Genomic DNA, 25,467 nt, shown 5'->3' on the forward strand with positions numbered 1-25,467 from the left:
AATGATTTTTATAGAGAAGTTAGTCAATACTAGTCACATGGATTAACTATGAAGTAGCGAACTGTATTAGCTTTCCAGCAATTATTGCAATTAAAATAAGCTCTTCCTCTAGCATATTAAGTTCTGACTTTTTAGCCAGCCCATCACTTTAATAGAACCAAGAGAACAAAGCGCTCTATTTTCATAACTTATAAAATCAATTTCTTCTATTTCGGCGTCAGAGCAAAGCTCTCCTTTAAACTCGGCAAAATAACAGGTTAACTTAACAATGGTATCAATACTTTTGCCATCTGCTGGTGCGCTAAATGTCCCTGCATATTTGATGGTACTAGGGATCAAATCGACAGAAATCTCTTCTTTAATTTCACGCACTAGTGCTTGTTCATCTGACTCACCTAATTCGCGCTTACCACCAGGGATATAGAAAAGCGTTTTATTTTTCGAGCGAGCACTTAAGAGTTTGCCGTCTCGAATATATAACCATGCCAATTTATCAATTTCTTTACTCACAAATGTTCCTTTTTGTTCAACTGTTTTTTATTATTTATTGCTTTACAATATTTCTAACAAGTTATGTAGTGCTGTTTTTATCTTTAACTCTTACTGATTGATGAAGGTAAACTGTTGAGGCAATCACCACTGCAAGTTTAAACGCTATTAGCAGTGTTCAGTCAATAACAGCAGGTTATTTAAGGGCGATTAAGCTCAACAGTCTTTGAGGTTAAGCTAAAGTGGTCACCACCCATTTTACCAACAGAATCAATCAACTGTTGATTAATATTGTCATTTTCAACTAAATCATTACGTACGTAAATATAATTCACATCTAAAAGCACAATGGTGCCGCCTGTTGGTAAGTTACTAACCGGTATTACTTCTCTTAAAGTACATTCGTAACGAATGGGAGAGCCGTTAACGGATTTTGGCGTTACTTTATGACTTGCACAACCTTCAACGTTAGCAAAATCAAATTCACTTTCATCAATTTGAAGGTTTGCACTGGTTATGTTCATCTTCTCTAACAAATCAGTGTTTACTATATTGACGACACATTCCCCCGTTTCAACTAAGTTTTTTAGGGTGTCTTTATCAAGTCCACTTCTTGGTGTTACTTGGGTGTAAAGCAGTACAGGAGGATTACAACTCGCCACGGTGAAAAAGGAATAAGGCGCTAAGTTATCAACTCCCTTTTTTGAACGGGTACTGATCCATGCAATAGGCCTAGGTGTAATACCACCATTGAGTAGACGATATTTACTTTGGTTTTCTAGTGCTGAAACATCAAAAATCATGAACTTTCCATTTAATCTTGCTAATACCAATTGGTATAAGTTCTGCCGATAACATCGTACGAACAATATATTAGGAATATAGCATAAGTATATGTATCGTATAATAAATATAAAAATTTATTGCGGTTAATGAAACGGAGTAAGCTATCATTATCTAAAAATATTTGATAATGATTCAAAGCAACTGCTGTTTATTGTCGTCGTAATATTGTCATAAAATACCTATCAAGCAAGCATCATTACAATTTATAACTTTATGATGTATCAGAATGAGTAAACTACGCATTATGTTTACATTGTTGAAACTGAATATAACAAAGTTTACTAACTTTTAATTTACAACAAGTATTTTTAGAAGGGTTGGTTTCTACGAAAATTGACTCAAAATAATCATCATTGTTGAAAACACCAATTTAACGGATAGAATTATGACACACCCAATTATTAATGATTTAGAAACACGCCACACGGCCAAACGTTACGATGCTACTAAACGTATCTCTCAAAAAAACTTAGCAGTAATTTATGAAGCAATGCGCCTTTCTCCATCGTCGATTAACTCGCAACCTTGGAAGTTTATCGTGATAGAGTCCGACGCAGCGAAACAGCGTATGCACGATACTTTTGCGAATAAATTCCAATTTAATCAGCCACATATTAAAGCTGCTTCGCACACTGTTTTATTTGCACATAACCCTAAATATACCCGTGAAAGTTACGGACAAGTGATTGATGCTGATATTAAGAATGGTCGTACACAACAAGAGAATCGTGAACAAGCCTTTGGTGGTTACGCTTTTGTTGACTTAAATACTGGCGAAGATGGCAATAACGCCGCATGGACTAGAGCACAAACATACATCGCTTTAGGCAACACAATGCATTCAGCAGCGCGCTTAGGTATTGATTCGACTCCTATGGAAGGCGTTGATGCTGAACTTATCGGTGAAATTTTTGCAGAAGAACTTGATGGTTATGTATGTGATGTTGCTCTGGTACTTGGCTACCACGACAAAACTGAAGACTATAACGCTAAACTACCTAAATCTCGCCTGCCAGCCGAGCAAGTAATCCAAGTTTTATAAACTACTGCAGTTATCGCTATATACGCTTAACGTACTCACTTTGTAATAAGTAAGTACGTTAAGGTGTTTTTTAGCTCTGCAAGTTTAAACATGACCCCGGCCATTTATTAAAAGTATCATCCTATTAGTTTCAACTTATTCTTCAAACCTATCTTCTCAAATATCTGTGACTGCGCATAATGTTTGAGACTAGCACGCACCAAATGAGATTGATCTTTTATGGGCACTGTTGCCACATTCGAAACCTAATTTCGCCTTGAATTCACAGCAATAAATAGTCCGCTTAGCCACCATCGCTGTCATTCGCTAAAGGTTTAGGTATGACTTCAATGCGCTGCGTTGATCGGTTGAACTTACATTCAATAGAGGCCGCTAATTAAAGTCGAACTGAATTTTAGGCATTAACACATAGTAAATATTGGTGGACTACTACTCTCGCCGAATTCAATAAGGATAGTAAGTATTTATGAAGTCAGGCTTTTATTCATGTGCCCTAATTGAACTTGGAATAATGTAAAACTTTAGCTCTCAAAATTGATTCAACAACCTCTTTTAAATCGTTATACGCGACACTAAGTTTACTTTGATCTACAGACCCATTGTGAACCAAGTGACTCCGAACATCATATGCTTTTTTGCATTTTATTCCATATTGATCGCCATCCGACTTACCCAAAATATCGAATGCTTGTTCCGTTAAAGCTGCTAAGCTACTTCTGATAGACTCCTTCCTCATGCTCCCCAACCCTTGCTTAAATCCCTTAAGTTGCTCAATACCTTTATGATCATTCTTAGCCGATTCGATAGCTTCATCGATTTGACCATCGAAATTTTTAATTATTTTTAGTATCTGCTCAGGTTTCCCCTTCGGCTCAAGTAAAGATTCAACGACAGAGTTCATTTGCAGAAATTTGGATGCTAAGGTCTTTTCTTCAGTAAGATTATTATATAACTCTAGTGCAAGCATCAACTTCTCATCTGAACAAATCAGAGTTTCCGATTCACCCAAGTCGAGCTCGTTTAATGCTTTGAACATCTTTTCAGTACCGTGCCCAAGCGTAATATTAGCAGGATGTCCGTGCATCATTGATACTTTGGACCCTGTCTCTATAGCATACGGTTCCAAATTACAGACCATGGCATCTATTCGGCCACCCTTTCTTAGAAAGTGGTTTTCATAGGCTTTTTCTGGGTCTTTTGGGTAATATGGCTTTTGAAAACTTTTATTAATTGAAACTTTAAAATTTGTAGTCAGAGATAGCCAATAGATATAGAGCAGAACAGAGTTGAAATGCTTTTCAGCTACCTGAACTGATTCAAAGCCGCTCGTTGTGATGTCACAAGAATTGCCATAATTTCTAAGCTTTATAGTTCGACCACTAGGTAAGTTCAATTCGACCCCATCACGGTCTACATTACTCAGCTTATCGCCCAGCATTATTTGAAATGGAACGACTAGTGTATATTGCTGATCCTTGCGTACCATAATATTCTCCATGCAATTAAATCCAACTTTATGTCAACTTCAAATATTGTAGTGCACTGCACTGTCTCTTCCAAGGCCCTATCACATTACAGAAATGACTCCTAACCGCTACAGTTGCCCTTAATTATTAAAACAGCAATGGCATCAATGAACTTGAAGCGGACCTCAGAATTAACGAGTTGCCAGCTTCCACTTAGCGCACAAAGTGTTCCTAAATATTACTGATTGAGTCTCAGATATTATGACTGTAAAGTCGTCGTTTCAAAAATATTATCTTGGCGGTATTCCTTTAAAAACTAACAATCATCAATGATGATTAACCTCAATAATTATGTGTAGTCACATACCTCCTCTACAACAATTAAGCATATAAATTGTCCCATTGATGGGAAGATCATTTTTTTTCGCTTTCCCAAAAATGGGATGCTTAAAGAGAAACAGGCTAAAACTTCAGTAATTAACATATAAATCAATGACTTTTCTACTTGGCACATCATCTGCAATAGCCTCTACAAATATATACTACTCATGTAACGGGAAGCCCTATTGGATATTACAATTAAAAAGCCAAGTAACACTATCTTGAAACGTTATTGGTATTTGTTACCCGTTTTGGTGATATCAATATTTGTCATAAAGTATTTATTTACATTCACTCAAGCCGGTTTTGCTATTAGTAAGAGTATCGTTATTATTGACGAAGTTAAACGTGGCGACTTCACCGTTTCAGTGCGAGGTAGTGGCATACTGGTACCAGAAAATATTCAGTGGTTGTCGGCAAATGTTGATGCACGCGTTGATCGTATTATTGTAAAGCCAGGTAAGTTAGTAAAAAAAGGCGATTTAATTGCTGAACTTAGTAATCCACGCCTGCAACAATTATTAGAAGAAACCAAATGGGAGCTAGAGGCACAAGTTGCTGAAAGCAAAGCTGAAAAGGTTGCGCAAAAAACAGCCTTGTTGCTGCAAAAGTCGTTAATGATAAATGCTAAGCTAAATTATGAAAGCAGCAAATTAAAGCAAGAGGCCCACAATGAGCTATTTACGCAAGGTACGGGCGCTGTTTCTAAAATTGATTTTGAACAAACTCGACTTGAAACTATTCAGTTAAAGCAGCGTTGGGAAATTCAACAAGACGTATTAAACTCGATGCTAGAGAATACACAAGCACAACATAATGCCCTCACCGCTCGTATCAAAAAAATGTCAAAAACCTTAGAACGCGCCCAGCAACAAGTTAATAGCTTGACGGTGTACGCCAGCATAGACAGCGTAGTACAAGATGTGCCTATTGAGGCTGGCCAACGTATTAGTATGGGCGCTAATATTGCAAAGCTTGCAGCACAAAACTCGCTGATTGCTGAGCTACAAATTCCAGAGTTACATATTCAAGATGTAGCTATTGATCAACGTGTTGTTATCGACACTCGTAATAATAAAATTCAGGGGATCGTGACTAGAATCGATCCCGCTGTTGTTAACGGTAATGTACAAGTAGATGTCAGCTTTAGCGAAACACTACCTCGCGATGCACGCCCTGATTTGACTGTTGATGGCGAAATTAAAATTACTGAAATATCGAATACTCTTTTTGTTAACCGGCCTTTATTTGCACAAAGTCAAAGTGTCGCGCCGCTATATAAAATGTCGACTGATGGTAGTTTCGCACAAAGGATCCCAGTGAAGCTAGGTAAAGGTTCAGTAAATAAAATACAAATTTTAGAAGGCTTGTCAGTCGGGGATAAGATTATTGTTTCAGACCCGAGTACATGGGAAAGCTATCAAAAAGTCCGAATAAACTAATTTAACAACTACTCAAATAAAAAATTTGAAGTTCGCAGCGTAAACAGACAGTATTTAATGGTTCATCGAAGGAATAAATTATGACTAACACATTAATAAAATTAGATAATATTAAAAAAATATTTTTTACTGATGAGGTGGAAACACATGCCTTAAGTAATATATCACTGACCATTAACAAAGGTGAATATGTTTCAATATCGGGTCCTTCTGGTTGTGGCAAGTCAACATTATTATCGCTACTTGGTTTATTAGACACTTCCACATCTGGCCAGTATATTTTATCAACACATGATGTTTCTTCTATCTCAAAAAAACAACGTGCACATATTCGTAATAAAGAAATTGGCTTTATTTTTCAGTCTTTTAATTTGATCAGTGATTTAGACGTAGAGGAAAACGTTGAGCTACCACTCACCTATCGTCACGATCTAACAAAAGTACAACGTAAGGAGATGGTTAAAAACGCCTTAGAGAAAGTCAATATGGCCCATAGAGCTAAGCATTTCCCTTCACAATTATCAGGCGGCCAACAACAACGTGTTGCTGTTGCACGTGCTATTGCAGGTGATCCTTCAATAATACTAGCCGATGAACCAACGGGGAACTTAGATTCAGAAAATGCTCAAGCAGTTATGGCATTGTTAGCATCTTTACATGCTGAAGGCGCCACCATCTGTATGGTGACGCATGACCCTAGATCGGCTGAACGAGCTGATAGAAATATTGACATCCTCGATGGGCAAATAGTTTCAGACAAAAGTACCAGTAAAAATAGCGTTGAAGCAGCATAGGGGGCATAACCATGATCATTCAAGATATAAACTACGCCTTTAGATTATTGTCAAAAAAGCCAGCCTTTACCGTACTAACCACATTAGTTATGGCCGTAGGTATAGGGGTCAGCGTTTACATGTTTTCATTCTTTAATACTATTTTATATAAAGATCTCCCCTTTGAAGACGGTGCGTCATTAGTCGTGATAAATGCCTCGGTAAACGGTACACATGATAACGAAAAATTATCACTGCACGACTTTAATGAGATCAAAAACAACGTTAACGGCTTGTCTGAATTTAGTAGCTATTACAATACCGATGTTATCGTGTCATCTAAAGATGGTGCTAGAAGATTCCCAGCCATTATTTCTGAGCCAAACATGTTTGCTTTAACACGCGTCAAGCCATTACTTGGTCGCTCTTATAATCAAGCTGAAAGTAATGCAGGCGCCGAAAAGGTCGTGGTCATAGGTTATGATATTTGGCAAAACCAATTTGCCGGTAATGATAACGTTATCGATAAACTAATGCGTTTAAATGGCGAAAACTACCGTGTTATTGGCGTTATGCCAGAAGATTACTTCTTCCCAAACATTGCCCAACTTTGGCTACCCAATACAGAAAATGTTGCGCAAATATCACGAAAAGATGCCAATTCAGTACATGGTTTAGCGCATATTGTTGATGGCAATTCAATAGCCGATATTGACGGTCAGTTAAATCTTGTGATGCAACGTATCAAACAGCAGTATCCTGAAACCAATAATGGCCTTAGTGCATACGCGGTTTCTATTCCCGGTTCAGGTGCCAGCGATGGTCAACCAGTGATATACACGATGCATATCGTTGCTATATTAATCCTTATTTTAGCATCGATTAATGTCGGAAATTTGCTATTGTCTCGTGCGGTAGAGCGCAGTAAAGAAACAGCAATAAGGGTTGCACTTGGTGCTCCGCGCTCACGACTAATTAGCCAAATGCTATGGGAGAGCATTATTATTTGTAGTTTAGGCGGAATTATTGGTCTATTAGTGATGGCTTGGGGCTTAGAAGTAACAGAAACAATTGTAGCAACATTCTTTACTGATCCTCCGGCATTTTGGTGGAAATTCGGCTTAGACAGCTACACCATTACGCTTTTTTTCATCATCGTTTTTTCTACCATCATTGTAACCGGCCTACTACCTGCTTGGAAGAATTCAGGCGGCGATTTTAATGCCGTATTACGTGATGGAACCCGCGGTGCATTAAGTAAAAAGTCTGGTCGCGTAAATAAAATGTTGGTTATCAGTGAAATATTCATTTCAATGACCGTGCTTATTGCTGCCGCCGTGATGGTATTTGCCTCATACACTCAAAGCCGTGCGGACATTGGTGCAGAAACAAAAAACATTCTCAATGCCAGTGTGGTACTGCCAAATTCGAAATACCCATCTGAGCAAGAGCAAGTTCAGTTTGTTAAAACGCTAACATCACTTATAGAAAATAGTACAGGTATTGGCGAAGTAATTATTGCATCTGCCCTGCCTGGTAATTTTAGTTATGAAACTTCATTTGCGATTGATGGTTTCGAATACACTGAACAATCGGCTCTTAGTTATCCAGTGATGAACTACGTTGCTGTTATGCCAGGAAGCTTAGATAAATTAGGCGTAGAACTCAAGCAAGGTCGCTATTTCAATAGTGGCGATGACGGTTTAGATAAAAAATCAGTTATTGTTACCGAAAGCTTTGCCATAAAATACTTTAATGAAACCTCTGCAATAGGGAAACGTGTTCGCACAGTAAGCAGTGATAACAATATTGATTGGCTTACTATTGTCGGTGTTGTTGAAACAACTTTACATGGCGAACGAGAAACCCAGAACTTCCCTAGTGTATATAGGCCGTTTACCCAAGCGCCTAGAAACAAATTAACCATCGCGATGAAAATGACAGCTAGTCAAGCATTAGCAACTAAAACATTAAGAAAAACAATGGCAAGTATCGATGCTGAATTACCATCTTTTAAAATAGAAACCTATCAGCAAAGTGTTGAACGTATTACAGCGCCTATTACCTTTATTAGTAATTTGACGGCATTATTTGCACTAGCGGCTGTTGTACTTGCGGCAAGTGGTATATATGGCGTAATGTCGAATACTATTAACCAAAGAACACATGAAATAGGGATAAAACGCGCATTAGGTGCAGATGAGCAACTTATCACAAAAGAATTCTTATTGGCTGGACTTAAGTTATTATTGTGGGGAGGCATTCCTGGTTTATTGGCTGGTGGCTTTATGGGCTTTGGCATGTCGCAAATGTTTGGTACTGATCATTCAGTATTAATTATTATTGCAACATTGATGACAATACTTGTAGGTAGCGTTGTGTTATTGGCAACATACTTGCCGACACAAAGAGCACTGATAGTAGAGCCAAGTCAGGCATTACACTATCAATAAATCTTTAATACTGTGGCTTAAAAATGTCCATGGCAATAAAAGTATTTGGTAGGATTACGTAGTAACGCTAACGAGTTGATCAATGATACATTACATATTTATTAACTTGTTAGCATGCAGTTCATTGATTTTAAGGTAAATATATTTAGTAATGAAACAAACTATTTTACTCATTGATGATGACCAAGATATTTTAGCGGCACTGAAAATGCTACTAAGTAGTGAAGGATTTGCTATTAAACTTGCTCAAACACCGCAAGCAGCGACAGCACTTTTGGCAAAGGAAAGTATTGACCTGGTCCTAACAGACTTGAATTTTACCCGTGATACTACATCTGGTGATGAGGGCATACAGTTAATCGCTGCGATCAGAAAACTTGATGAACAAGTACCTGTAGTAGTGATGACAGGCTGGGCGACCATTGATGTCGCCGTGACGACCATGCAACATGGCGCTAACGATTTCATTCAAAAACCGTGGGATATTGACCGCCTTATCGCAATTATTAATAACTTGCTAAAGCTTGCTAGTGTAGAGAAAAAATCGCAGCAACTCAGCCAGCAAAATAATTTATTACAACAACAAATCAATAAAGAATTTGACGGTGACGTAATCACAAAATCGCCAGCAATGAAACAAACGATGAGTATCATTCAACATGTAGCCAAAAGTAACGCTAATATATTGCTTACGGGTGAAAATGGCACTGGAAAAAGCATGTTTGCGCGCTATATTCACCAACATTCGCAGCGTGCTGGTAACGAACAAATTTCAGTGAATATGGGCTCGGTCACTGAAACTTTGTTCGAAAGCGAAATGTTTGGCCATATTAAAGGTGCATTCACCGACGCCAAAGCAAATCGGATTGGCCGTTTTGAATTAGCTGATAATGGCACCTTATTTTTGGATGAAATAGCCAATACCCCATACTCCCAGCAAGCAAAATTGTTACGGGTACTAGAAGACCGTGAATTTGAAAAAGTTGGAGCAAATAAAACTCAGTTGGTGAATGTACGTTTAATATCGGCCACCAATGCAAATTTAACTGAAGCCGTGGCAGACGGGAAATTCAGAAAAGATTTGTTTTATCGTATTAATACCATTGCGATAGAAATTCCACCGCTGCGCGATAGAGTTGAGGATATTATTCCGCTTGCTAAATCATTTTTAATGAATCATCGCTTAAATGAAATCAGTTTATCGCAAGAGGCAAAAAATGCACTAATGACATACAGTTGGCCAGGTAATATAAGAGAATTAAGCCATGTTATTGAGCGTGCACTGATACTTTGCCAAAATGCTACCATTGCAGTATCAGACTTAGGTTTACCTGCTGAGCTAATGAAAAGTAAACAATCAAAAGCTGAAAAACAAAATGATATTAAATTAACAGAACATGCGTCATTAGCCTCTTTAGAAGAAATTGAACTTGATATCATTGATAAACGTTTGACTCACTTTAACGGCAATGCACTCAAAGCTGCAAAATCGTTAGGATTGAGCCGAAGTGCCTTTTACCGTAGATTAGATAAGATACAAAACCAATTTGAAAAATAAATTGTCTAATAAAAAATCATTTGAAAGCCAATTAACGCGCTTATCTTTGATAGCTTCATTACCTTTGTTTTTTTTAACTGTAGGGTTGATGATCTACGCTGATATTTCAATTTACATCGTTCTATTAACTGTGTTGTTATCGAGCATCAGTATAGTGTTTTGTCATAGTCAAATTCATCGAAAATCTGCTTATCAATTTCGTAGCTTAAGTAATATTCTTGAAGCTATGATTCAAGGAGATTACACCTTACGCGCCCATGCTGGAAATCATGACTTAGCATTAAAAGAGTTAATAATAGCAATCAACACCCTAGCAGAAAGACTTAATAAACAACGACTTGAATCAGTTGAAAGTCAATTGCTGTTGCGCACGGTTATAGATCATATTGATGTGGCCATTATTGCACTCAATGATAATAATGAGTTGATGTTTTTTAACCCTGCGGCCAAAAAACTGCTGCAATTAGCCGAGATAAAAACAGATGAAAATGAATTGAATATTCAACTTGCACAACTTGCAGTGCTTGAATGTGGCGAAAATAAAGTTATGCCGTTAAGTTTTTCTGGCCAATACGGTAAATTTAACATTCATATGGAAGAATTTCGTGAAGAAGGAAAACAACGAAAATTATTTTTCATTACCAATGTCAGTAATATGCTACGTAGTGAAGAACAAAATGCCTGGCAAAGCTTAGTGCGAGTGTTAAGTCATGAAATTAACAATTCACTATCGCCAATTAACTCAATTAGTCAAACACTTAAGCGATTTTTAGATAAGCATGAAAATATTCAAGAACACAAAGAAGATTTACTTGAAGGGCTTGGCATTATTGCGCAGCGCAGCAATAACCTAAAAGAATTTGTTAACAGCTACAAGCAAATATCTCATTTACCTAAACCCAAAAAACACCCCTCATCACTGAAAAGTTTAGTTGAAAAGGTAACGAAACTTTTTCATAAAAACACGATTACCGTAGCAACTAGCCAAGATTTAACCTTATTTATTGATGCGGTACAAATTGAACAGGTGTTAATTAACTTAATGAAGAACGCCGTTGAAGCGATAAAAGCAGCCGGTACTGCAGGTGAAATAGTGATTAGCTGGCAGGTTGAGAATAGTTTGCTCGTTATGACCATTACCGATGATGGTGTCGGTATTGCTAATGACACTAATATGTTTGTGCCCTTTTATACCACTAAAAAGCAAGGCTCTGGTATCGGTTTAGTGTTTTGCCGACAGATAGTTGAGGCACACAACGGAGAATTGTCGCTGACTAATCGGTTAAATAAGCAAGGTTGTAAAGTTACGCTTAAACTACCCTTATCTCATTAGCGATATTCCCTCTACAATAAAGTACTGAACTTTTTGGTGGTTTTACAAGGTCAATATAAACGTACAATTATACTTCGTAATATTCACTGGCTAATTCAGCAGCCTTTCCACAAAAGGTACCTTTTTACTTGACCAATAATCCGTTAAAAATTATCACAAGTACTGTTTTCGCCCTGCTGGCTTTTGCCGCTAATTCCGTACTATGTCGATTAGCTTTAGGTGATAATTCTATTGATGCGGGCAGCTTTACCGTTATACGCATACTCTCAGGTATCGTTGTTTTATTCGCCTTGATGCAGTTGAGCAATAAAACTAATAAAGACACGTCAAATGTTAAATTAAAGTCAAATAATGAATCAAAGGGAAGTTGGCTAGCCGCAGCGATGTTATTTACCTACGCGATCGCATTTTCATTCGGTTATCTGTCTTTAGATACCGGTACGGGCGCACTGATATTGTTTGGTGCCGTTCAAATCACCATGATCATAGCGAGTGTTGTTTTCGGTAATAAACTGCATTTAACAGAATGGTTAGGGTTAGCCATTGCCTTTGCTGGTTTTGTTTATTTAATCTTACCTGACTTAACCACTCCATCACTGGTTGGCTTTATGCTAATGAGTATTTCTGGCATGGCTTGGGGATTTTATACACTGGTTGGAAGAGCTTCTAAAAACCCGCTCAATGACACTGCTTTTAACTTTCTTCGCACGGTACCGCTGCTATTAGCTTTACTCTTCTTTGGCTTTAATAATAGCCATATAACATCAACAGGAATTATTCTTGCAGTATTGTCAGGCGCTTTAGCATCTGGAATAGGTTATTTCATTTGGTATATCGCACTTAGCGGGCTTTCTGTCACGCAAGCTGCAGTTGTTCAGTTATTTGTGCCAATAATAGCGGCTATTGGCGGTGTGGTTTTTACTAGTGAAGTTATTACCTTACGTTTAGTAGAGGCTTCGGCATTGGTACTTGGCGGTATGTTAATGGTAATTTTGGGTCGATATTATTTTGTTCGAATAGCCCCAAAGAAGACATAAATACGGCTTTATATGAAAGCTGTTTTTAGATTTACCGTTCTTTTATTTTTTACTGGTGATCATTGGCTGCCATCTCTGCCTTTAACCATTTTATAAAAATATTAAGTCGCGCTATTTTTGCCGAATTAGCATCAAAAACTAAATAGCGCTTAACCACTTCTGGGTGTGCAATGTTTATGGGTTTAACAAGCGTTCCTGATTTGAGTTGTTCAATACATAAATAACGGGCTGCCAATGTAAAACCATGGCCATTTGATACGGCATTTAATGCCATGTCAGTACTGTGAACTTTAGTCCAACGTTGATGCTCTTGGTATGAGCTCATACCGCAATTTTCGAACCAAGATGGCCAATTATATAGGCCAGGATTTTCTAAACTGACAAGCCAAGTTTGCAATAAATCGGCGGGTTGATTGAAATTCAATTTTTTCGCAAGCTGCGCTGAGCATACTGGATATACAGGGTCTTCACCAAAATATTCACAGCTATATCCTGGTGGTGTATTCTTCTCAACAGTGGTACCAAAACGAACCGCAAGGTCAATGTGCTGTTGTTTTAGATCTTCAAAACCAGGCGATGTTGTCACCCTAATTTCAATTTCAGGATACAGCGCAGAAAATTTATGCAGTTTTGGCATCAGCCACAAAGCGATAAAAGCTTGGGTTGAAGTGATCGTTAAACTACCAGCAATACCCTCTTGTGTTATTGCATTGATACTCTTTTGTAGAATATGGAATGCTTGCTCTGAAGCTTGAAACAAAGTTTTTCCTTTTTGGCTAAGCAGCATTTTCTTATCTTTTCTAATAAATAGCTGACTATCAAGCAAAGCTTCTAATTGCCGCATTTGTTGGCTAACAGCGGCTTGTGAAATACATAATTCTGACGCAGCCTTACTATAGCTTTGATGGCGAGCCGCACATTCAAAACTACGTAATAAATTTAAGTTTTTTAACTCTTTATTCATAGAACACTCAGCCAATATAAAAAATTACAACAAAACTATTATAAGCTCAGCTTATATTACAAATCTATTTTTATCACTGGTTTTTGTCGATGAGTCAGATCAAAATGTCCACAAGTGCTAGTAGCATCGACTTTTAACCTATTTAAAAACATGAGAACAATAATATGAATGTGAATGTGAACAAATTTAGTGCTTTGCACCAACAAGCGACAGCTTTAGTCATTTGTAATGTGTGGGATGTTGCTAGTGCAAAAACAGCAGAAAAGTTAGGTTTTAATGCCATTGGTACCTCAAGCGCCGCTATTGCAAACATGCTAGGTTATGAAGATGGTGAAGGAATGTCTTTTGAAGAGGTATTGTTTATTGTTAAGCGCATAGTTGCTTGTTGCGACCTGCCGCTAACTGTTGATATAGAAGCAGGATACAGTGATGACCCTCTAACGACCGCAAACTATATAAAAGCACTGACGGAAGCTGGTGTTGTTGGTGTTAACCTCGAAGATAGTAAAGTCACTGGCGCACGTACACTATTAAATGCCGAAATATTTGCTGATTATTTATCAAAGGTTAGGCAACAACTAACAAAAGGAAAAATCAATATATTCATTAATGTTAGAACTGATACCTTTTTACTTGCGCAAGAAAATGCCTTAGTAGAAACACAAAAACGTGCGAGTTTATATCAAAGCGCTGGAGCGGACGGTCTGTTCGTGCCCTGCATTACCGCTGTGGATGATATTCAAGCCGTTGTCAGTGCAACCAAACTGCCAGTAAATGTTATGTGTATGCCTGACTTACCTGATTTTAACACGTTATCAACACTCGGTATAAAGCGTATCAGTATGGGTAATTTTTTATTTGATAAGCTACAAAACGACTTTGAAGTAACGTTAAAAAACATAGTTAATAAAAACTGCTTTTCGCCCGTATTTAATTAACCGTAATAATGAGTGTACTGCGAAACAAAGCTAATTCATTCGACGTTTTATATATTTACTGTCGTATTTATTATTAACGGGCAAGTCTATACAATGCAATATTGTTAAGTACGTTGTAGGGTATTGTTTTATGTTGAAAAAAGTAATGCTATTACTTGTTGTTATTAGTTTAACGAGTTGTAAGAGCACGCCAAACCTAGCGTCAATTCGCAGCGCAGAGACTTTAATTAAACAAATTAATGCTAATAATCCCGATCTTATTAGCATTGCTCAACAAACCGTAAAAACCAAACAATTGGCTCAACAAGACGTTAATAACATCAAAGATTTACTCAAAGAATTAAGTAAGCACATCAATGATGTTTGGGGCGAAGCTAAACCTAAAGTATCTAACAATAAAAAATTAGTCAAATACACCAATGAATATAAGGCACGGGCAATTGTTGATTTTGAAAAAGGCTCAATTTTAGTTGAAACATTAGCAGATAGCTCCCCGGCTAAAACTATACATAATTTACAGCAAGCAATAGTAACAACATTGTTATCAACATCAGATCCTCAAAAAACCGATATTTTTTCCAGTGATGCCCCACAATTATCAGGAAAGCCTTATTTGTACCTACAAGTACTTGATCGCGATAATCAGCCAATTCAATACCAATGGCGTGCTAACCGGTTTTCAAAGTATTTAACGGAATTCAATTTACAAAAATATAGTAAAAACCAAAAAAAAATTTATGCTGTGCGCATTAAAATGGTTGAAAAACATCAACATTTACGAGAAGAAAAATACAGTCGTTATGTACTTGCCGCCGCTAAACGTTATCGACTATCACCACAGCTGATATACGGTATCATTGAAACTGAAAGCAGTTTTAACCCTTTTGCTGTCAGCAGTGCTAATGCCTACGGTTTAATGCAAGTTGTGCCTAAAACTGCTGGAGCTGATGTTTATCAACGTATTAAAAAGAAAAAAGGCATGCCAACCAAGCAACAACTTTTTGACCCAGCATTTAATATTGATATTGGCTCAGCCTATTTACATATTCTCAATAATAATTATTTGAAAGCCGTAAAAAACAACACTAGCCGACATTATTCCATTATTTCGGCCTATAACGGCGGTGCTGGTAATGTATTAAAAACCTTCCATAGTAATCGACAAACAGCGATGAATGTCATTAATGATAAAGCACCTAAAGATGTTTATTATTTGTTAACCAATAAACACCCAAAAGCAGAATCTCGTCGTTATTTGGAGAAAGTCACTAAAGCTGAAAAAGAGTATTTATAAATGAGCGATTGGCTCTAGACAATATACCCTGCTGCGTTTTTAGGCAGCTTGGGTAATAGGTAGTAATTTACTGTTTATTAACGCCACTTTTCATTTAGTTTAACTGATACCATTTTTCAATAATTTTATCCAATTCACCTGATTGCTTTAATTCACTAATAGCATTATCAATTACTTCTATAATTTCAGGCTTAACGGATTTTTTACTGAACATAATATGAATATCTGCTTGGTAAATTTTTAACGTATGTTGTTCAAATTCCCCCTTCATTTGATATTTGCTAGAAAATGCTTTTGCGGTTGCAGGGGCTACTAAAAAACCATCAATATGCCCTTTTAATAATAAAGTCACATTTTCTTCAATATCGTTCACTTCAATAATATGCTCTCGAAACTCTGCAGCTTTCATTAGCGCTTGATACTCATTACCATAATAGTAACCACTTTCAGCACCAATCATATAATCGCTTTTCGATATATCTGATAATGTGGTCAATTTAATCTTATCTTTGCTACCAGTTTTTACAAATAGCTTAATAGTTTCTTTACGGTATGGTTGGGTAAACACAGCATACCGTAGTCTCTCCTCGCTAATTGAAGCTCCCATAGCAACATCTATTTCACCGGTTTTAAGGTAATGTAAGTGTCGCTTCCAAGGTAGTTCAGTGTATTCTGATGTGTAGCCGACTTTTACTAAAATAGCGTTTAAAATTTCTACATCTAAGCCGACTAGCTGTTGCTGATTATTTCTAGAAATATAGGGATACCAAATTTCCCAACCGACATGCAATTTTTTTGCATAAGTAGGAGAAATCAATATTAAACAAAAGACGAGAAGGATATATTTCATTAACTGTCCGTAATCGCCTTTACAAGTTATATCATTTTAAAGGCTTTAATTTTAATACTAATGCGGGGTCTAATCTCATATTAAACCAATTTATGCGCCAATCTAGATGTGGGCCTGTTGCCCTGCCACTGGAACCGACGGCTGCAACCAATTGCCCTTTGGTTACTTTATCACCAACTTTGACATAAGAGTCGCTTAAATGCAAAAATGTTGAGCTAACTCCATGACCGTGGTCGATTATCATCGTACCGCCAGAATAAAACATATCAGGCACGTACATTAATATAGTACCATCAGCAGGTGCTTTAACCGGATCGCCTTTTTTACCAGCATAATCTAAACCGTAGTGTGGTCGTTTAGGTACACCATTATAATAACGCTGACTGCCATATACACCGGTAATAGTGCCTTCAATTGGCGCAATAAAACCTTGTGCAAAGGCAGTTAAATCACTATCAACTTTTCGTGCTGCTGATATTTTCTTATTATCTTCCCCTGCACGAATATTGGCCTTTTTGTTAGGGTTCATTATTTTTTTAGAAATACCCGTCACTTTCTGAATGTTATATTCACGTTTTAACGGTTTAAGTAACTGTTTTTCTTGCGATCCATCAGGTTTAGTAATCACTAATTCACTATTGTTTTTTTCATCTCGGCTAAAACCTAGCGCATAATCACCTGTGCTTGATACTTTGATGGCCTTGCCATTAAGCATGACTTTATTTTCCGGCGCTGTTTTTCCAACAATTAAAGCCCCTTGAAAAAATTGCTCAGTAAGTTGCTCTTTGGCAGACAAAGGCTGCAAGATTAATAAAGAGGCAAGCAATGCCCCTAAAAATAATAATGAAAACTTTTTAACCATTAGCAATAGCTCCTTTTGCAACACCCTCGAATGCAACTACTTTAAATTCATCATTTGGCGATTGTTGTTTCAGTTGACGAACAATAAAGTCGGCAAGTAATTCAACGGTAGAGTCACAATCAACTACGTCTAAAATTTTACTAGGTACGGCAATATCAAAACGTCCTTGTGGCGCGAAATAAGAAAATAATTGGTGATCGGGTGTCAAATTAGCTTTAGCGTCATTTGATAGTTCAATATCAACAAGCGCAATGCGATCAGCTTCACTTGCTAAATAAATGTCCTGCCAGCGTGTACTCCAATCTTGCTCTAATGTTGCCGAGCGTTGGCCATTTTTATAAATATGAATTTTTGAGCGATGACCATGAGCAATACGTTGGCAATTACCGTCATGTAGTTTTAAACCATGAGTATAGTGATAATAAGCACCGTCGATTATTTCAGGTCGTAAGTTTAGTGTTAAGCCCTGAACGTTTTCTGGCAACTCAGCCAATATGATGGTTGTAAGATGCTTGGTTACCGACGCAATATCAATCTGCTTAGCAGCAATTTTAGCAAAGGCACAAAGAGGTGATTGTAAAAAGTAATCACCTAATTTCGATCTAAAATTTACATATTCATGCCCTTCGCGTGCATCTGAATCACTTACGTTAACTGAATCATCTTGCATAGGTAAAAGCAGTTTATGATCAACAGCTTCATCAATAATGGCTTTAATTTGCTTTTTTACAACGGCAAAATCAAGCACCATGCTCATTTCATTTAAACTACCGTCGAGTAATACATCGACTATCCAGCTTTCACCAACAATACCGCGATCCGGACAACAGTAAGAGAAGTCAATAACGGTTAAATCATTTACAAATAATTGCATTTAACGCCACCTACTATTTCACTTGCCAAGCAATACTTTCGTTTGCTCGAATTGGTACAACTTCATCATTACCAAACGCCATCGTCGCAGGTACTGGCCATTCTTCTTTCACTAAAGTGATTTTGTCAGTGTTAACCGGTAAATTATAAAATTTAGGACCATTTAAACTAGCAAAGGCTTCAAGCTTATCAAGCGCTCCAGCAGCTTCAAATGCTTCAGCATAAAGTTCAATAGCGGCATGTGCCGTGTATGAACCAGCACAACCACAAGCAGATTCTTTTGCATGTTGTGGATGCGGAGCAGAGTCTGTGCCCAAAAAGAACTTTTCACTACCACTAGTTGCTGCTTCAATAAGTGCCTGCTGATGAATATTGCGTTTTAAAATCGGTAAACAGAAATAATGTGGACGAATACCGCCAACCAACATATGGTTACGGTTAAATAATAAATGGTGAACAGTGATCGTTGCAGCAACGTTATCACCAGCGGCTTTAACAAAGTCTACCGCGTTTTTAGTGGTAATATGTTCTAGAACGATTTTTAACGTTGAGTACTTCGCTACTAACGGACGTAAAATAGTATCAATAAATACCGCTTCACGATCGAAAATGTCGACATCGTGATCTGTTACTTCACCGTGGATCAACAACGGCATATTTTCTTCTTCCATTGCAGCTAATACTGGCGCGATATTATCAACGCTGGTGACACCAGAAGATGAATTTGTTGTGGCACCGGCAGGATAAAGTTTCGCGGCGTAAACAATGCCAGATGCTTTTGCAGCTTTAATATCTTCTGCAGTTGTTTGGTCAGTTAAATACAAAACCATTAACGGTTGAAATTGTTTGCTTGGGCTCGCGGCCATAATACGTTGATGATACTCACGAGCTAATTCAGCATTAGTTACCGGTGGTACAAGATTTGGCATAACAATAGCGCGGGCAAAATAACGGCTAATATCAGGTACTGTGGTATTTAATGCCGCGCCATCGCGCAAATGTACATGCCAGTCGTCTGGACGAGTAATTGTTAATGTGGTCATTATACTTCCTAATTAAATCTGTTCATTTTCGATTACCCTTATTGGGCAATTTGTTTATATATGCAAGCTCACTGTTATAGCTATTGCACAGCGAAGCTAGAATTCGTCTTCTGATTCTTCACTGCTTGACGTTATAGCTGCTTGGCTTTGACTAGCCTGTTTAGCATTGCTTTCAATTAACGCTAATAGTTGATCTTTTAAATTTGGCGGCACTTTAAAGATAGTAATACTTTCGTTAGATGGATTGTAAACCACGTCTTGTCCAAAGTGACTACGCTCAAAGCTCAAGCTAATACCATTACCATAACCGGCATATTTAGTAACTTTGTTCACTACCGCTTGGTCATGAGGAAAAGATTCTTCAATCGGGTACGACTGCTCTTGGCAAAATTTATAAAAATCTGAGCCACTTTCTTCTGACTTAATGACATTACCAATTTCTTGCAATGAAACATCTTGGGCAGACTCTTTTTGCTCTTTACAATAAGTTAATAGCTCTTTACGTGTTTGCTGCTTCTCGTTGGCATCAAACTGGTTAACAGCAACATAATCTTCAACGGCTTGCACTAAGGTTTGCGTTTGCTCTTTGGAGTTCAAGCCTTCTTCACAACTTAAAAAGTCTAAGAAAAAGTCAGACACTTTTCGACCGGCTCTACCCTTAATGAAAGAAATATAACGATTACCTTCAGCATTATCTTGATAATCAAACAAATCAATACGCGCCGCTAATTGCAACTTATTAGTATCAAGATGTTGATCGGCAGAAATATTGAGTTCGCCGTCGACTGAATAATGTTCAGAAATAGGTATAACCGCTGCTAGCAAGTAGCGACCGCCCATATATTCATAGTGACAAATAATTAAATAGCCTGTTTCGGCTAGGTCGTACTTTTCAATTTCATTTTTAAGCAAGTTAGCGGCTTGACTGCTAAATTGATAGAAACTTTGCACATCGCCTAAGTAACTTTCCATAATATCAACAAAACGGGCACTTTCGCCTTCTGCAGGCATCGAAGAAAAATGACCGTATGCTTTACTGCCTTTGCTGTTATAAATTTTGTGTAAGGCATCAACAAAATTTTCTATTTTACTGCTAGCCGCAACATTTTCAGGACCTAACCTGAGTACAACTTCACCAGTTTCTTCTTTTTTAGTTAAAAAATGCAGTGCAATGTTCGAAATAATTAAGCTCATAGATAAAGGTCAGTATTATATTGTTCGGGCATTTGATAAACTTAACATTAGTTTATTCAATTACCAATTAAGTGTTTAAGATGCCTATTGTATCCAAGTATTCCAACGAACGTGTAGAAAAAATTATCCAAGATTTGCATGACGTACTCGTAAAAGAGTCTGCAACCCCTGATCTAGCGCTGATGTGCCTAGGAAATACCCTGACAGAAATTATTAATAATAATGTGCCAGAGTCAAGACGTGAAGCAATAGTAGACAATTTTACCAGTGCATTAAAACAATCTATACAAAAATCTAAATAAAACCTATATCGTAGTCATTTAAAATGCATAATTTTCCCTAGGGAAAAGTGCAATTTGAATGATTACAGCAATATAAGTATTATCTAGCAGTAGAAAGTGACAATTATAAACAATAATAAGAGAATTTTAAGACGCAATGGTTTCATTTGAATCAAAACCCTATAGTAAGCGCCTATTGCAGCTCGTTAGTTGGAGCCACTGGTTTACATTTTTCAACATAATTGCTGCGATTTTACTATCGTCAATTTATGTCTTTAATGAATCTATGCCGGAAACCTTGCTCGGCCAAACTTATTTAGTCACCACATGGTTAAGCCATATGGCCTTTTTAACCTTTATGAGTTTTGTGCTGATATTGTTTCCGATCACTTTGTTGTTTCCCCATACACGCTTTATACGGGTTGTCGCTTCCATTATTTTTACCGCAGAACTATTACTGCTGTTACTCGACGCCTTCATTTATTCGCGTTTGGGATACCATTTAAATATTTCTTCAAGCGCGCCAATTTTAGAATTAATAAGCAATGAAATTCAGCAGAACAGTCGAATATTTTGGTTTGTCAGTCTAGTACTTTGGCTTGTTATATTATCATTTGAATTGATCGCTTCTAACTACGCATGGAAGCATCTTAAAACATTACAAAAAACAATCTTTGCTCGTTTTGTTGTTGTGCCTTTAGTGGTATTTTTCTTCTTTAGCCATATCGTTCACATTTGGGCAGATGCCAACTTAGAATACGATGTATTACGTCAAGATACTGTACTACCATTATCGTATCCATCAACTGCCAAAACCCTACTTACCAAGTATGGAATGTTTGATGAGGTTGACTATATGGCTCGCCGTACTAGCCCACTCGCTTTTACTGATTTAATACCCAAATATCCAACTTACCAAGGTCAGTGTCCGAATAATATAGCACTAACACAGTCGGTATTTATGGTGTTAACCGACGAGACACTAACTAGCCAACAATTAGACAAAATAAAGCAGAGAGTCAATCTTGGCAGGCTTTCGCTTGATAACCACATTGATAACGCGTTACCTAAAGATGCATGGTTTAACTTGTTTTATAGTTTACCAAGCATTTATAAAGCTGATGTTTTAGCACAAAACACTTCACCACTGTTATTACAAATAATTGACAAGAAAAACTTAGCCAAAACCTTTACCGTTATTGGCGATAGTAAAACTAATAGTGAAAGTGAACCTGCACTTTCAAACCCGATTAATACACTATTTCCAACACCAACCAAGCTCAATGATATCTCTAGCTTAATTTTTGCAGACAAGCTAAATAGTCGTGTTCCAGGCTTACACGTGTTTTATTTCAAGGGTAAGAACAGCTATCAATTTGAATTATTCTTGGACGCATTAATGTCAGCGCAGAATAAGAAACAACAAAAAGATATTCTTTGGATCAGCTCTATTGGTAATCAAAGTGCAGAGACAAGTTTATCTATCAAACCTGCGCTATTAGTAATTCCTACGGACAAGAATAAATCTGTCAATAAGCTCACCAGTCACATGGACGTACAGCCAACGCTTATTAAACGTTGGTTAGCTTGTGATATTGACGTTAGCTATTACAGTAACGGCACTGATATTCAACGCTTAAATAAAGACCGTATTATTGCTAATACCATGGATGATGGCATTGTGGTGTTTAACAAAGACAAATCAATGTTTATCGACCAAAATGGTAATTTTCAAAGCTACTCAATTCAACTTGCGGCCCCGATTACCGCAAAAACTGATTTTCCACTGATGATTGATGGTGTGCATTTTATTAAGCAATTTAGTGAACAAGCAAATAAAGCACAATAATTAACCACTTAGCTGCAATAAAATGGTTTTTTAACTGCATTTTATTGCATTCAGTTGATAAATCATTAGTATATCTAACATAAGTTTTATCCCCATTAAACTTATGTTTCGGGGTATAGCGCAGCTTGGTAGCGCGTGCGTCTGGGGGACGTGAGGTCGCAAGTTCGAATCTTGCTACTCCGACCAAATTAAGCATTATAAATTAGCCACTTAGTAACAACTCAATAATTGTTCAAGTGGTTTTTTTGTGTCTTACTTTCATACAGCTAAGCAAAGTATCTATTTGAATAAACAAGTCATAAATTTCTATCATAGTACGTTCAAATAACAGTATTTACAAAATCTCACACTCCTCAATACAAAACTAACACTTTATAAAAACTAAAGCCGCAGATTTGAACTATAACCAACAGTAGAATGCCCCCCAAGTTTATGAATGAATTAAAACAAAGGGAAAGTTCAATGGTACAAAGAAACCCAGCACTTATCGTTTCAGCAATAATGGCCGTAAGTATCCTTACAGCATGTGGCAGCTCTAGTTCAAAAAAAGAACCTACGATTACACCACCGGTTGTTCCGCCCACTAGTGCGTATAAATCAATCGAATGTAACAGCATGCTTTCTTCATCTCAGTTAGCCTTATTAACTGCAGGCTCGAGTTGTGGTTTTCTTACTGTGCCAGAAAAGCATGCTATATACGACCAACCTGCTTCAACGAAAAATATTGAAATAGCAGTAATAAAATTAGCTTCTACGTCGGCAAATAAAAAATTGGATCCAATTGTTTTCCTTCAGGGTGGTCCTGGTGGCAGCGGAAATTCAAGCATTGCTCAAATTATTGAGTCAGGTACTTTTATTAATGAAAGAGATGTATTTTTAGTAGATCAACGTGGTACAGGCTATTCTAAACCGGCACTGCTTTGCACTGAATATACTGGTGAAGCTGGTACGCCTGCGCAAGTGGCCGCATGTAAAACTCGATTAGAAAGTTCAGGCGTTGATTTAAATGCCTATCATAGTGTACATAATGCCCTAGATATTATTAAGTTAAGAGAAGCACTAGCCATATCTGAGTGGAATTTATATGGTATATCTTATGGCACACGTTTAGCCGCAACTATCATGCGCGAAAATAGCACGGGTGTACGTAGTGTTATTTTAGATGGTGTGTTTCCAATAGAAGTAAATGGTATTTCAGATACACCATGGGCGAACTATGAACAGCTAAATCAAATAATTGAGAATTGTAACAATACAGATAGCTGCCCTGCTGATGATTTCAAAACGACTATAGAAGATATTATCGCTCGTATGCATAATGAAAATATGATCGAAGAAAGTCGAGTGTTCATCCAAAACTTACTCAACCTTTCTGCAGAGCCTGTGATCATCAATTACTTAGTAGCCGTTAATGAGGACATCAGTAAATATGCATCTGCCTTAGATGATTTAATGTCTGAACAAAGTGACGAGCAAGAACAAAGTGATGAGCAAGAAGAAGATCAATTTTACGTTGCTATGGGTTTATCAACGGTCTGTGCAGAAGAATATCCATTTCTTAACGTTACCGATTTAGTTGGCGATAACAGTGAAGGTTGGTCAGCCAGTACACAACTCGCTGTCAATGGGATGTTCCACATGGGCTTTGATGCCGCTTCATGTAAAGCGTGGAATGTTGGTGCCGCAAACGATATTGAAACACAAGCCGTTAGTAGCAGCTTGCCTGTATTAATTCTTAATGGCTTGCAAGATACACAAACACCTGCATCTTGGGGAGCATTAGTGGCTAAAAACATGCCTAACTCACAAAACATCACTAATCCACAAGGTGGACACGGGCAGTTATTCACAGGCTCTGAATGTTTTGAGAGTTTAGCTGATGAATTTTTAACTTCGCCTAGTCAATCAGTTGATAGCAGTTGTGTAGCCGCTATTCCTAAATTAATTTATGCCAATGATGATCAAGAAGCATCTGCGAATTTCACTTTTAAAGATAATGATGACAGTGCGGATACTGTTTATATGAATGGTGTTATTGGCTCAGATACTTTAGATGTAATGCGAGAATTTTTAACTAAATACCCACAAATTAAAACGATTGTGATGCAAAATGTTCCAGGGTCTATGGATGATGACATTAATTTGAAAGCGTCGTTAGAAATCAGAAATCGCGGTATTGCCACGCATATCCCTGCCGACGGCATGGTCGCTTCTGGCGGTACCGATATGTTTTTAGCTGGTACTAAACGTACAATTGATACAGGTGCTAGATTAGGCGTTCATTCATGGAGTGACGGTAGCGGAAAAGCTGCGCTTGATTATCCAAGAGATCATCAAGAGCATGTTAAATACCTAGATTATTATAGGGTTATCGGCATTCCTACTGATTTTTATTGGTATACCTTAGAAGCAGCACCTGCTGACAGTATCCACTGGATGACAGCTGAAGAAATCGTTCAGTATAATATTTTAACGGACTAGACACATAGTGATAGCTTA

Annotated in this window: 21 protein-coding genes and 1 tRNA gene; 13 read left to right on the forward strand and 9 right to left on the reverse strand. The window is 37.4% G+C overall.

From position 1 onward, the window contains the following. Nucleotides 1–108: 108 nt before the first annotated feature. Together B7C41_RS03340 and B7C41_RS03345 are read right to left on the reverse strand one after the other, a co-directional pair. Nucleotides 109–510, reverse strand: a complete 402-nt coding sequence (locus B7C41_RS03340) for an NUDIX hydrolase (protein WP_085297371.1) — start codon at nucleotides 508–510, stop codon at nucleotides 109–111. A 179-nt stretch (nucleotides 511–689) separates the two neighbouring features. Continuing rightward, nucleotides 690–1,292, reverse strand: coding sequence for a flavin reductase family protein (locus tag B7C41_RS03345; RefSeq protein ID WP_085297372.1), 603 nt, complete (start codon nucleotides 1,290–1,292; stop codon nucleotides 690–692). A gap of 428 nt (nucleotides 1,293–1,720) precedes the next feature. On the opposite strand from B7C41_RS03345, the gene B7C41_RS03350 reads away from it, so the two are divergent. After that, nucleotides 1,721–2,377 carry a nitroreductase family protein gene (locus tag B7C41_RS03350; protein ID WP_085297373.1) on the forward strand — a complete coding sequence of 219 codons (657 nt, stop codon included), beginning with the start codon at nucleotides 1,721–1,723 and terminating at the stop codon, nucleotides 2,375–2,377. 493 nt (nucleotides 2,378–2,870) lie between these two features. Here the strand turns inward: B7C41_RS03350 and B7C41_RS03355 are convergent, their stop codons facing one another. Further along, nucleotides 2,871–3,875, reverse strand: coding sequence for a HEPN domain-containing protein (locus B7C41_RS03355; protein WP_143764271.1), 1,005 nt, complete (start codon nucleotides 3,873–3,875; stop codon nucleotides 2,871–2,873). 534 nt (nucleotides 3,876–4,409) lie between these two features. Here B7C41_RS03355 and B7C41_RS03360 point away from each other — a divergent pair. The 6 genes from B7C41_RS03360 (at nucleotide 4,410) to B7C41_RS03385 (ending at nucleotide 12,820) form a co-directional block, all read left to right on the forward strand. Further along, complete coding sequence (locus B7C41_RS03360; protein ID WP_085297375.1) at nucleotides 4,410–5,666, forward strand: efflux RND transporter periplasmic adaptor subunit; 1,257 nt, start codon at nucleotides 4,410–4,412, stop codon at nucleotides 5,664–5,666. A gap of 80 nt (nucleotides 5,667–5,746) precedes the next feature. Continuing rightward, complete coding sequence (locus tag B7C41_RS03365) at nucleotides 5,747–6,460, forward strand: ABC transporter ATP-binding protein (RefSeq protein WP_085297376.1); 714 nt, start codon at nucleotides 5,747–5,749, stop codon at nucleotides 6,458–6,460. 11 nt (nucleotides 6,461–6,471) lie between these two features. Continuing rightward, nucleotides 6,472–8,892, forward strand: a complete 2,421-nt coding sequence (locus B7C41_RS03370; protein ID WP_085297377.1) for an ABC transporter permease — start codon at nucleotides 6,472–6,474, stop codon at nucleotides 8,890–8,892. Nucleotides 8,893–9,043: 151 nt separating this feature from the next. After that, the gene (locus B7C41_RS03375; protein ID WP_085297378.1) at nucleotides 9,044–10,450 is read left to right on the forward strand and encodes a sigma-54-dependent transcriptional regulator; all 1,407 of its coding nucleotides are present in this window, start codon (nucleotides 9,044–9,046) and stop codon (nucleotides 10,448–10,450) included. Nucleotide 10,451: 1 nt separating this feature from the next. Then, nucleotides 10,452–11,783, forward strand: a complete 1,332-nt coding sequence (locus B7C41_RS03380) for a sensor histidine kinase (RefSeq protein ID WP_143764272.1) — start codon at nucleotides 10,452–10,454, stop codon at nucleotides 11,781–11,783. A gap of 128 nt (nucleotides 11,784–11,911) precedes the next feature. After that, complete coding sequence (locus tag B7C41_RS03385; RefSeq protein WP_211279481.1) at nucleotides 11,912–12,820, forward strand: DMT family transporter; 909 nt, start codon at nucleotides 11,912–11,914, stop codon at nucleotides 12,818–12,820. Nucleotides 12,821–12,869: 49 nt separating this feature from the next. Here B7C41_RS03385 and B7C41_RS03390 read toward each other — a convergent pair whose 3' ends face one another. Further along, entirely contained in the window at nucleotides 12,870–13,784 is a 915-nt protein-coding gene (locus B7C41_RS03390) for a LysR substrate-binding domain-containing protein (RefSeq protein WP_085297380.1), read from the reverse strand. 176 nt (nucleotides 13,785–13,960) lie between these two features. Here B7C41_RS03390 and B7C41_RS03395 point away from each other — a divergent pair, with 176 nt between their 5' ends. Continuing rightward, nucleotides 13,961–14,722, forward strand: coding sequence for an isocitrate lyase/PEP mutase family protein (locus tag B7C41_RS03395; protein ID WP_235839587.1), 762 nt, complete (start codon nucleotides 13,961–13,963; stop codon nucleotides 14,720–14,722). A gap of 130 nt (nucleotides 14,723–14,852) precedes the next feature. Next, on the forward strand, nucleotides 14,853–16,016 hold the full coding sequence (locus B7C41_RS03400) for a murein transglycosylase domain-containing protein (RefSeq protein ID WP_085297382.1): 1,164 nt from the start codon (nucleotides 14,853–14,855) through the stop codon (nucleotides 16,014–16,016). Nucleotides 16,017–16,110: 94 nt separating this feature from the next. On the opposite strand, the gene B7C41_RS03405 is transcribed toward B7C41_RS03400, so the two are convergent. From B7C41_RS03405 to yejK, 5 genes are all read right to left on the reverse strand, one after another. Beyond that, on the reverse strand, nucleotides 16,111–16,866 hold the full coding sequence (locus tag B7C41_RS03405; protein WP_085297383.1) for a substrate-binding periplasmic protein: 756 nt from the start codon (nucleotides 16,864–16,866) through the stop codon (nucleotides 16,111–16,113). A gap of 31 nt (nucleotides 16,867–16,897) precedes the next feature. Further along, nucleotides 16,898–17,728: a M23 family metallopeptidase gene (locus B7C41_RS03410; protein ID WP_085297384.1), complete on the reverse strand. Its 831-nt coding sequence runs from the start codon at nucleotides 17,726–17,728 to the stop codon at nucleotides 16,898–16,900. Next, the gene (locus B7C41_RS03415; protein WP_085297385.1) at nucleotides 17,721–18,602 is read right to left on the reverse strand and encodes a 6-carboxytetrahydropterin synthase; all 882 of its coding nucleotides are present in this window, start codon (nucleotides 18,600–18,602) and stop codon (nucleotides 17,721–17,723) included. Before B7C41_RS03415 ends, B7C41_RS03410 begins: the two co-directional genes overlap by 8 nt. Nucleotides 18,603–18,615: 13 nt before the next feature. Next, entirely contained in the window at nucleotides 18,616–19,644 is a 1,029-nt protein-coding gene (gene pyrC / locus B7C41_RS03420) for a dihydroorotase (RefSeq protein WP_085297386.1), read from the reverse strand. A 96-nt stretch (nucleotides 19,645–19,740) separates the two neighbouring features. Then, entirely contained in the window at nucleotides 19,741–20,838 is a 1,098-nt protein-coding gene (yejK, locus tag B7C41_RS03425; RefSeq protein WP_085297387.1) for a nucleoid-associated protein YejK, read from the reverse strand. An 80-nt stretch (nucleotides 20,839–20,918) separates the two neighbouring features. Here yejK and B7C41_RS03430 point away from each other — a divergent pair, with 80 nt between their 5' ends. The 4 genes from B7C41_RS03430 to B7C41_RS03445 all read left to right on the forward strand — a co-directional run bounded on the left by B7C41_RS03430 (nucleotide 20,919) and on the right by B7C41_RS03445 (nucleotide 25,449). Beyond that, nucleotides 20,919–21,140: a YejL family protein gene (locus B7C41_RS03430; protein ID WP_085297388.1), complete on the forward strand. Its 222-nt coding sequence runs from the start codon at nucleotides 20,919–20,921 to the stop codon at nucleotides 21,138–21,140. A gap of 136 nt (nucleotides 21,141–21,276) precedes the next feature. Then, a complete protein-coding gene (locus B7C41_RS03435) occupies nucleotides 21,277–22,968 on the forward strand; it encodes a DUF3413 domain-containing protein (protein WP_085297389.1) in 1,692 nt (563 codons plus the stop codon). 109 nt (nucleotides 22,969–23,077) lie between these two features. Further along, nucleotides 23,078–23,154: transfer RNA gene (locus B7C41_RS03440), tRNA-Pro, on the forward strand. Nucleotides 23,155–23,430: 276 nt separating this feature from the next. Next, nucleotides 23,431–25,449 (forward strand): alpha/beta fold hydrolase, encoded by a 2,019-nt coding sequence (locus tag B7C41_RS03445; RefSeq protein WP_085297390.1) that lies wholly within the window; start codon nucleotides 23,431–23,433, stop codon nucleotides 25,447–25,449. Nucleotides 25,450–25,467: the final 18 nt, after the last annotated feature.

It is taken from the genome of Cognaticolwellia mytili (assembly GCF_002104475.1).
In the GTDB taxonomy this organism is placed as follows: domain Bacteria; phylum Pseudomonadota; class Gammaproteobacteria; order Enterobacterales; family Alteromonadaceae; genus Cognaticolwellia; species Cognaticolwellia mytili.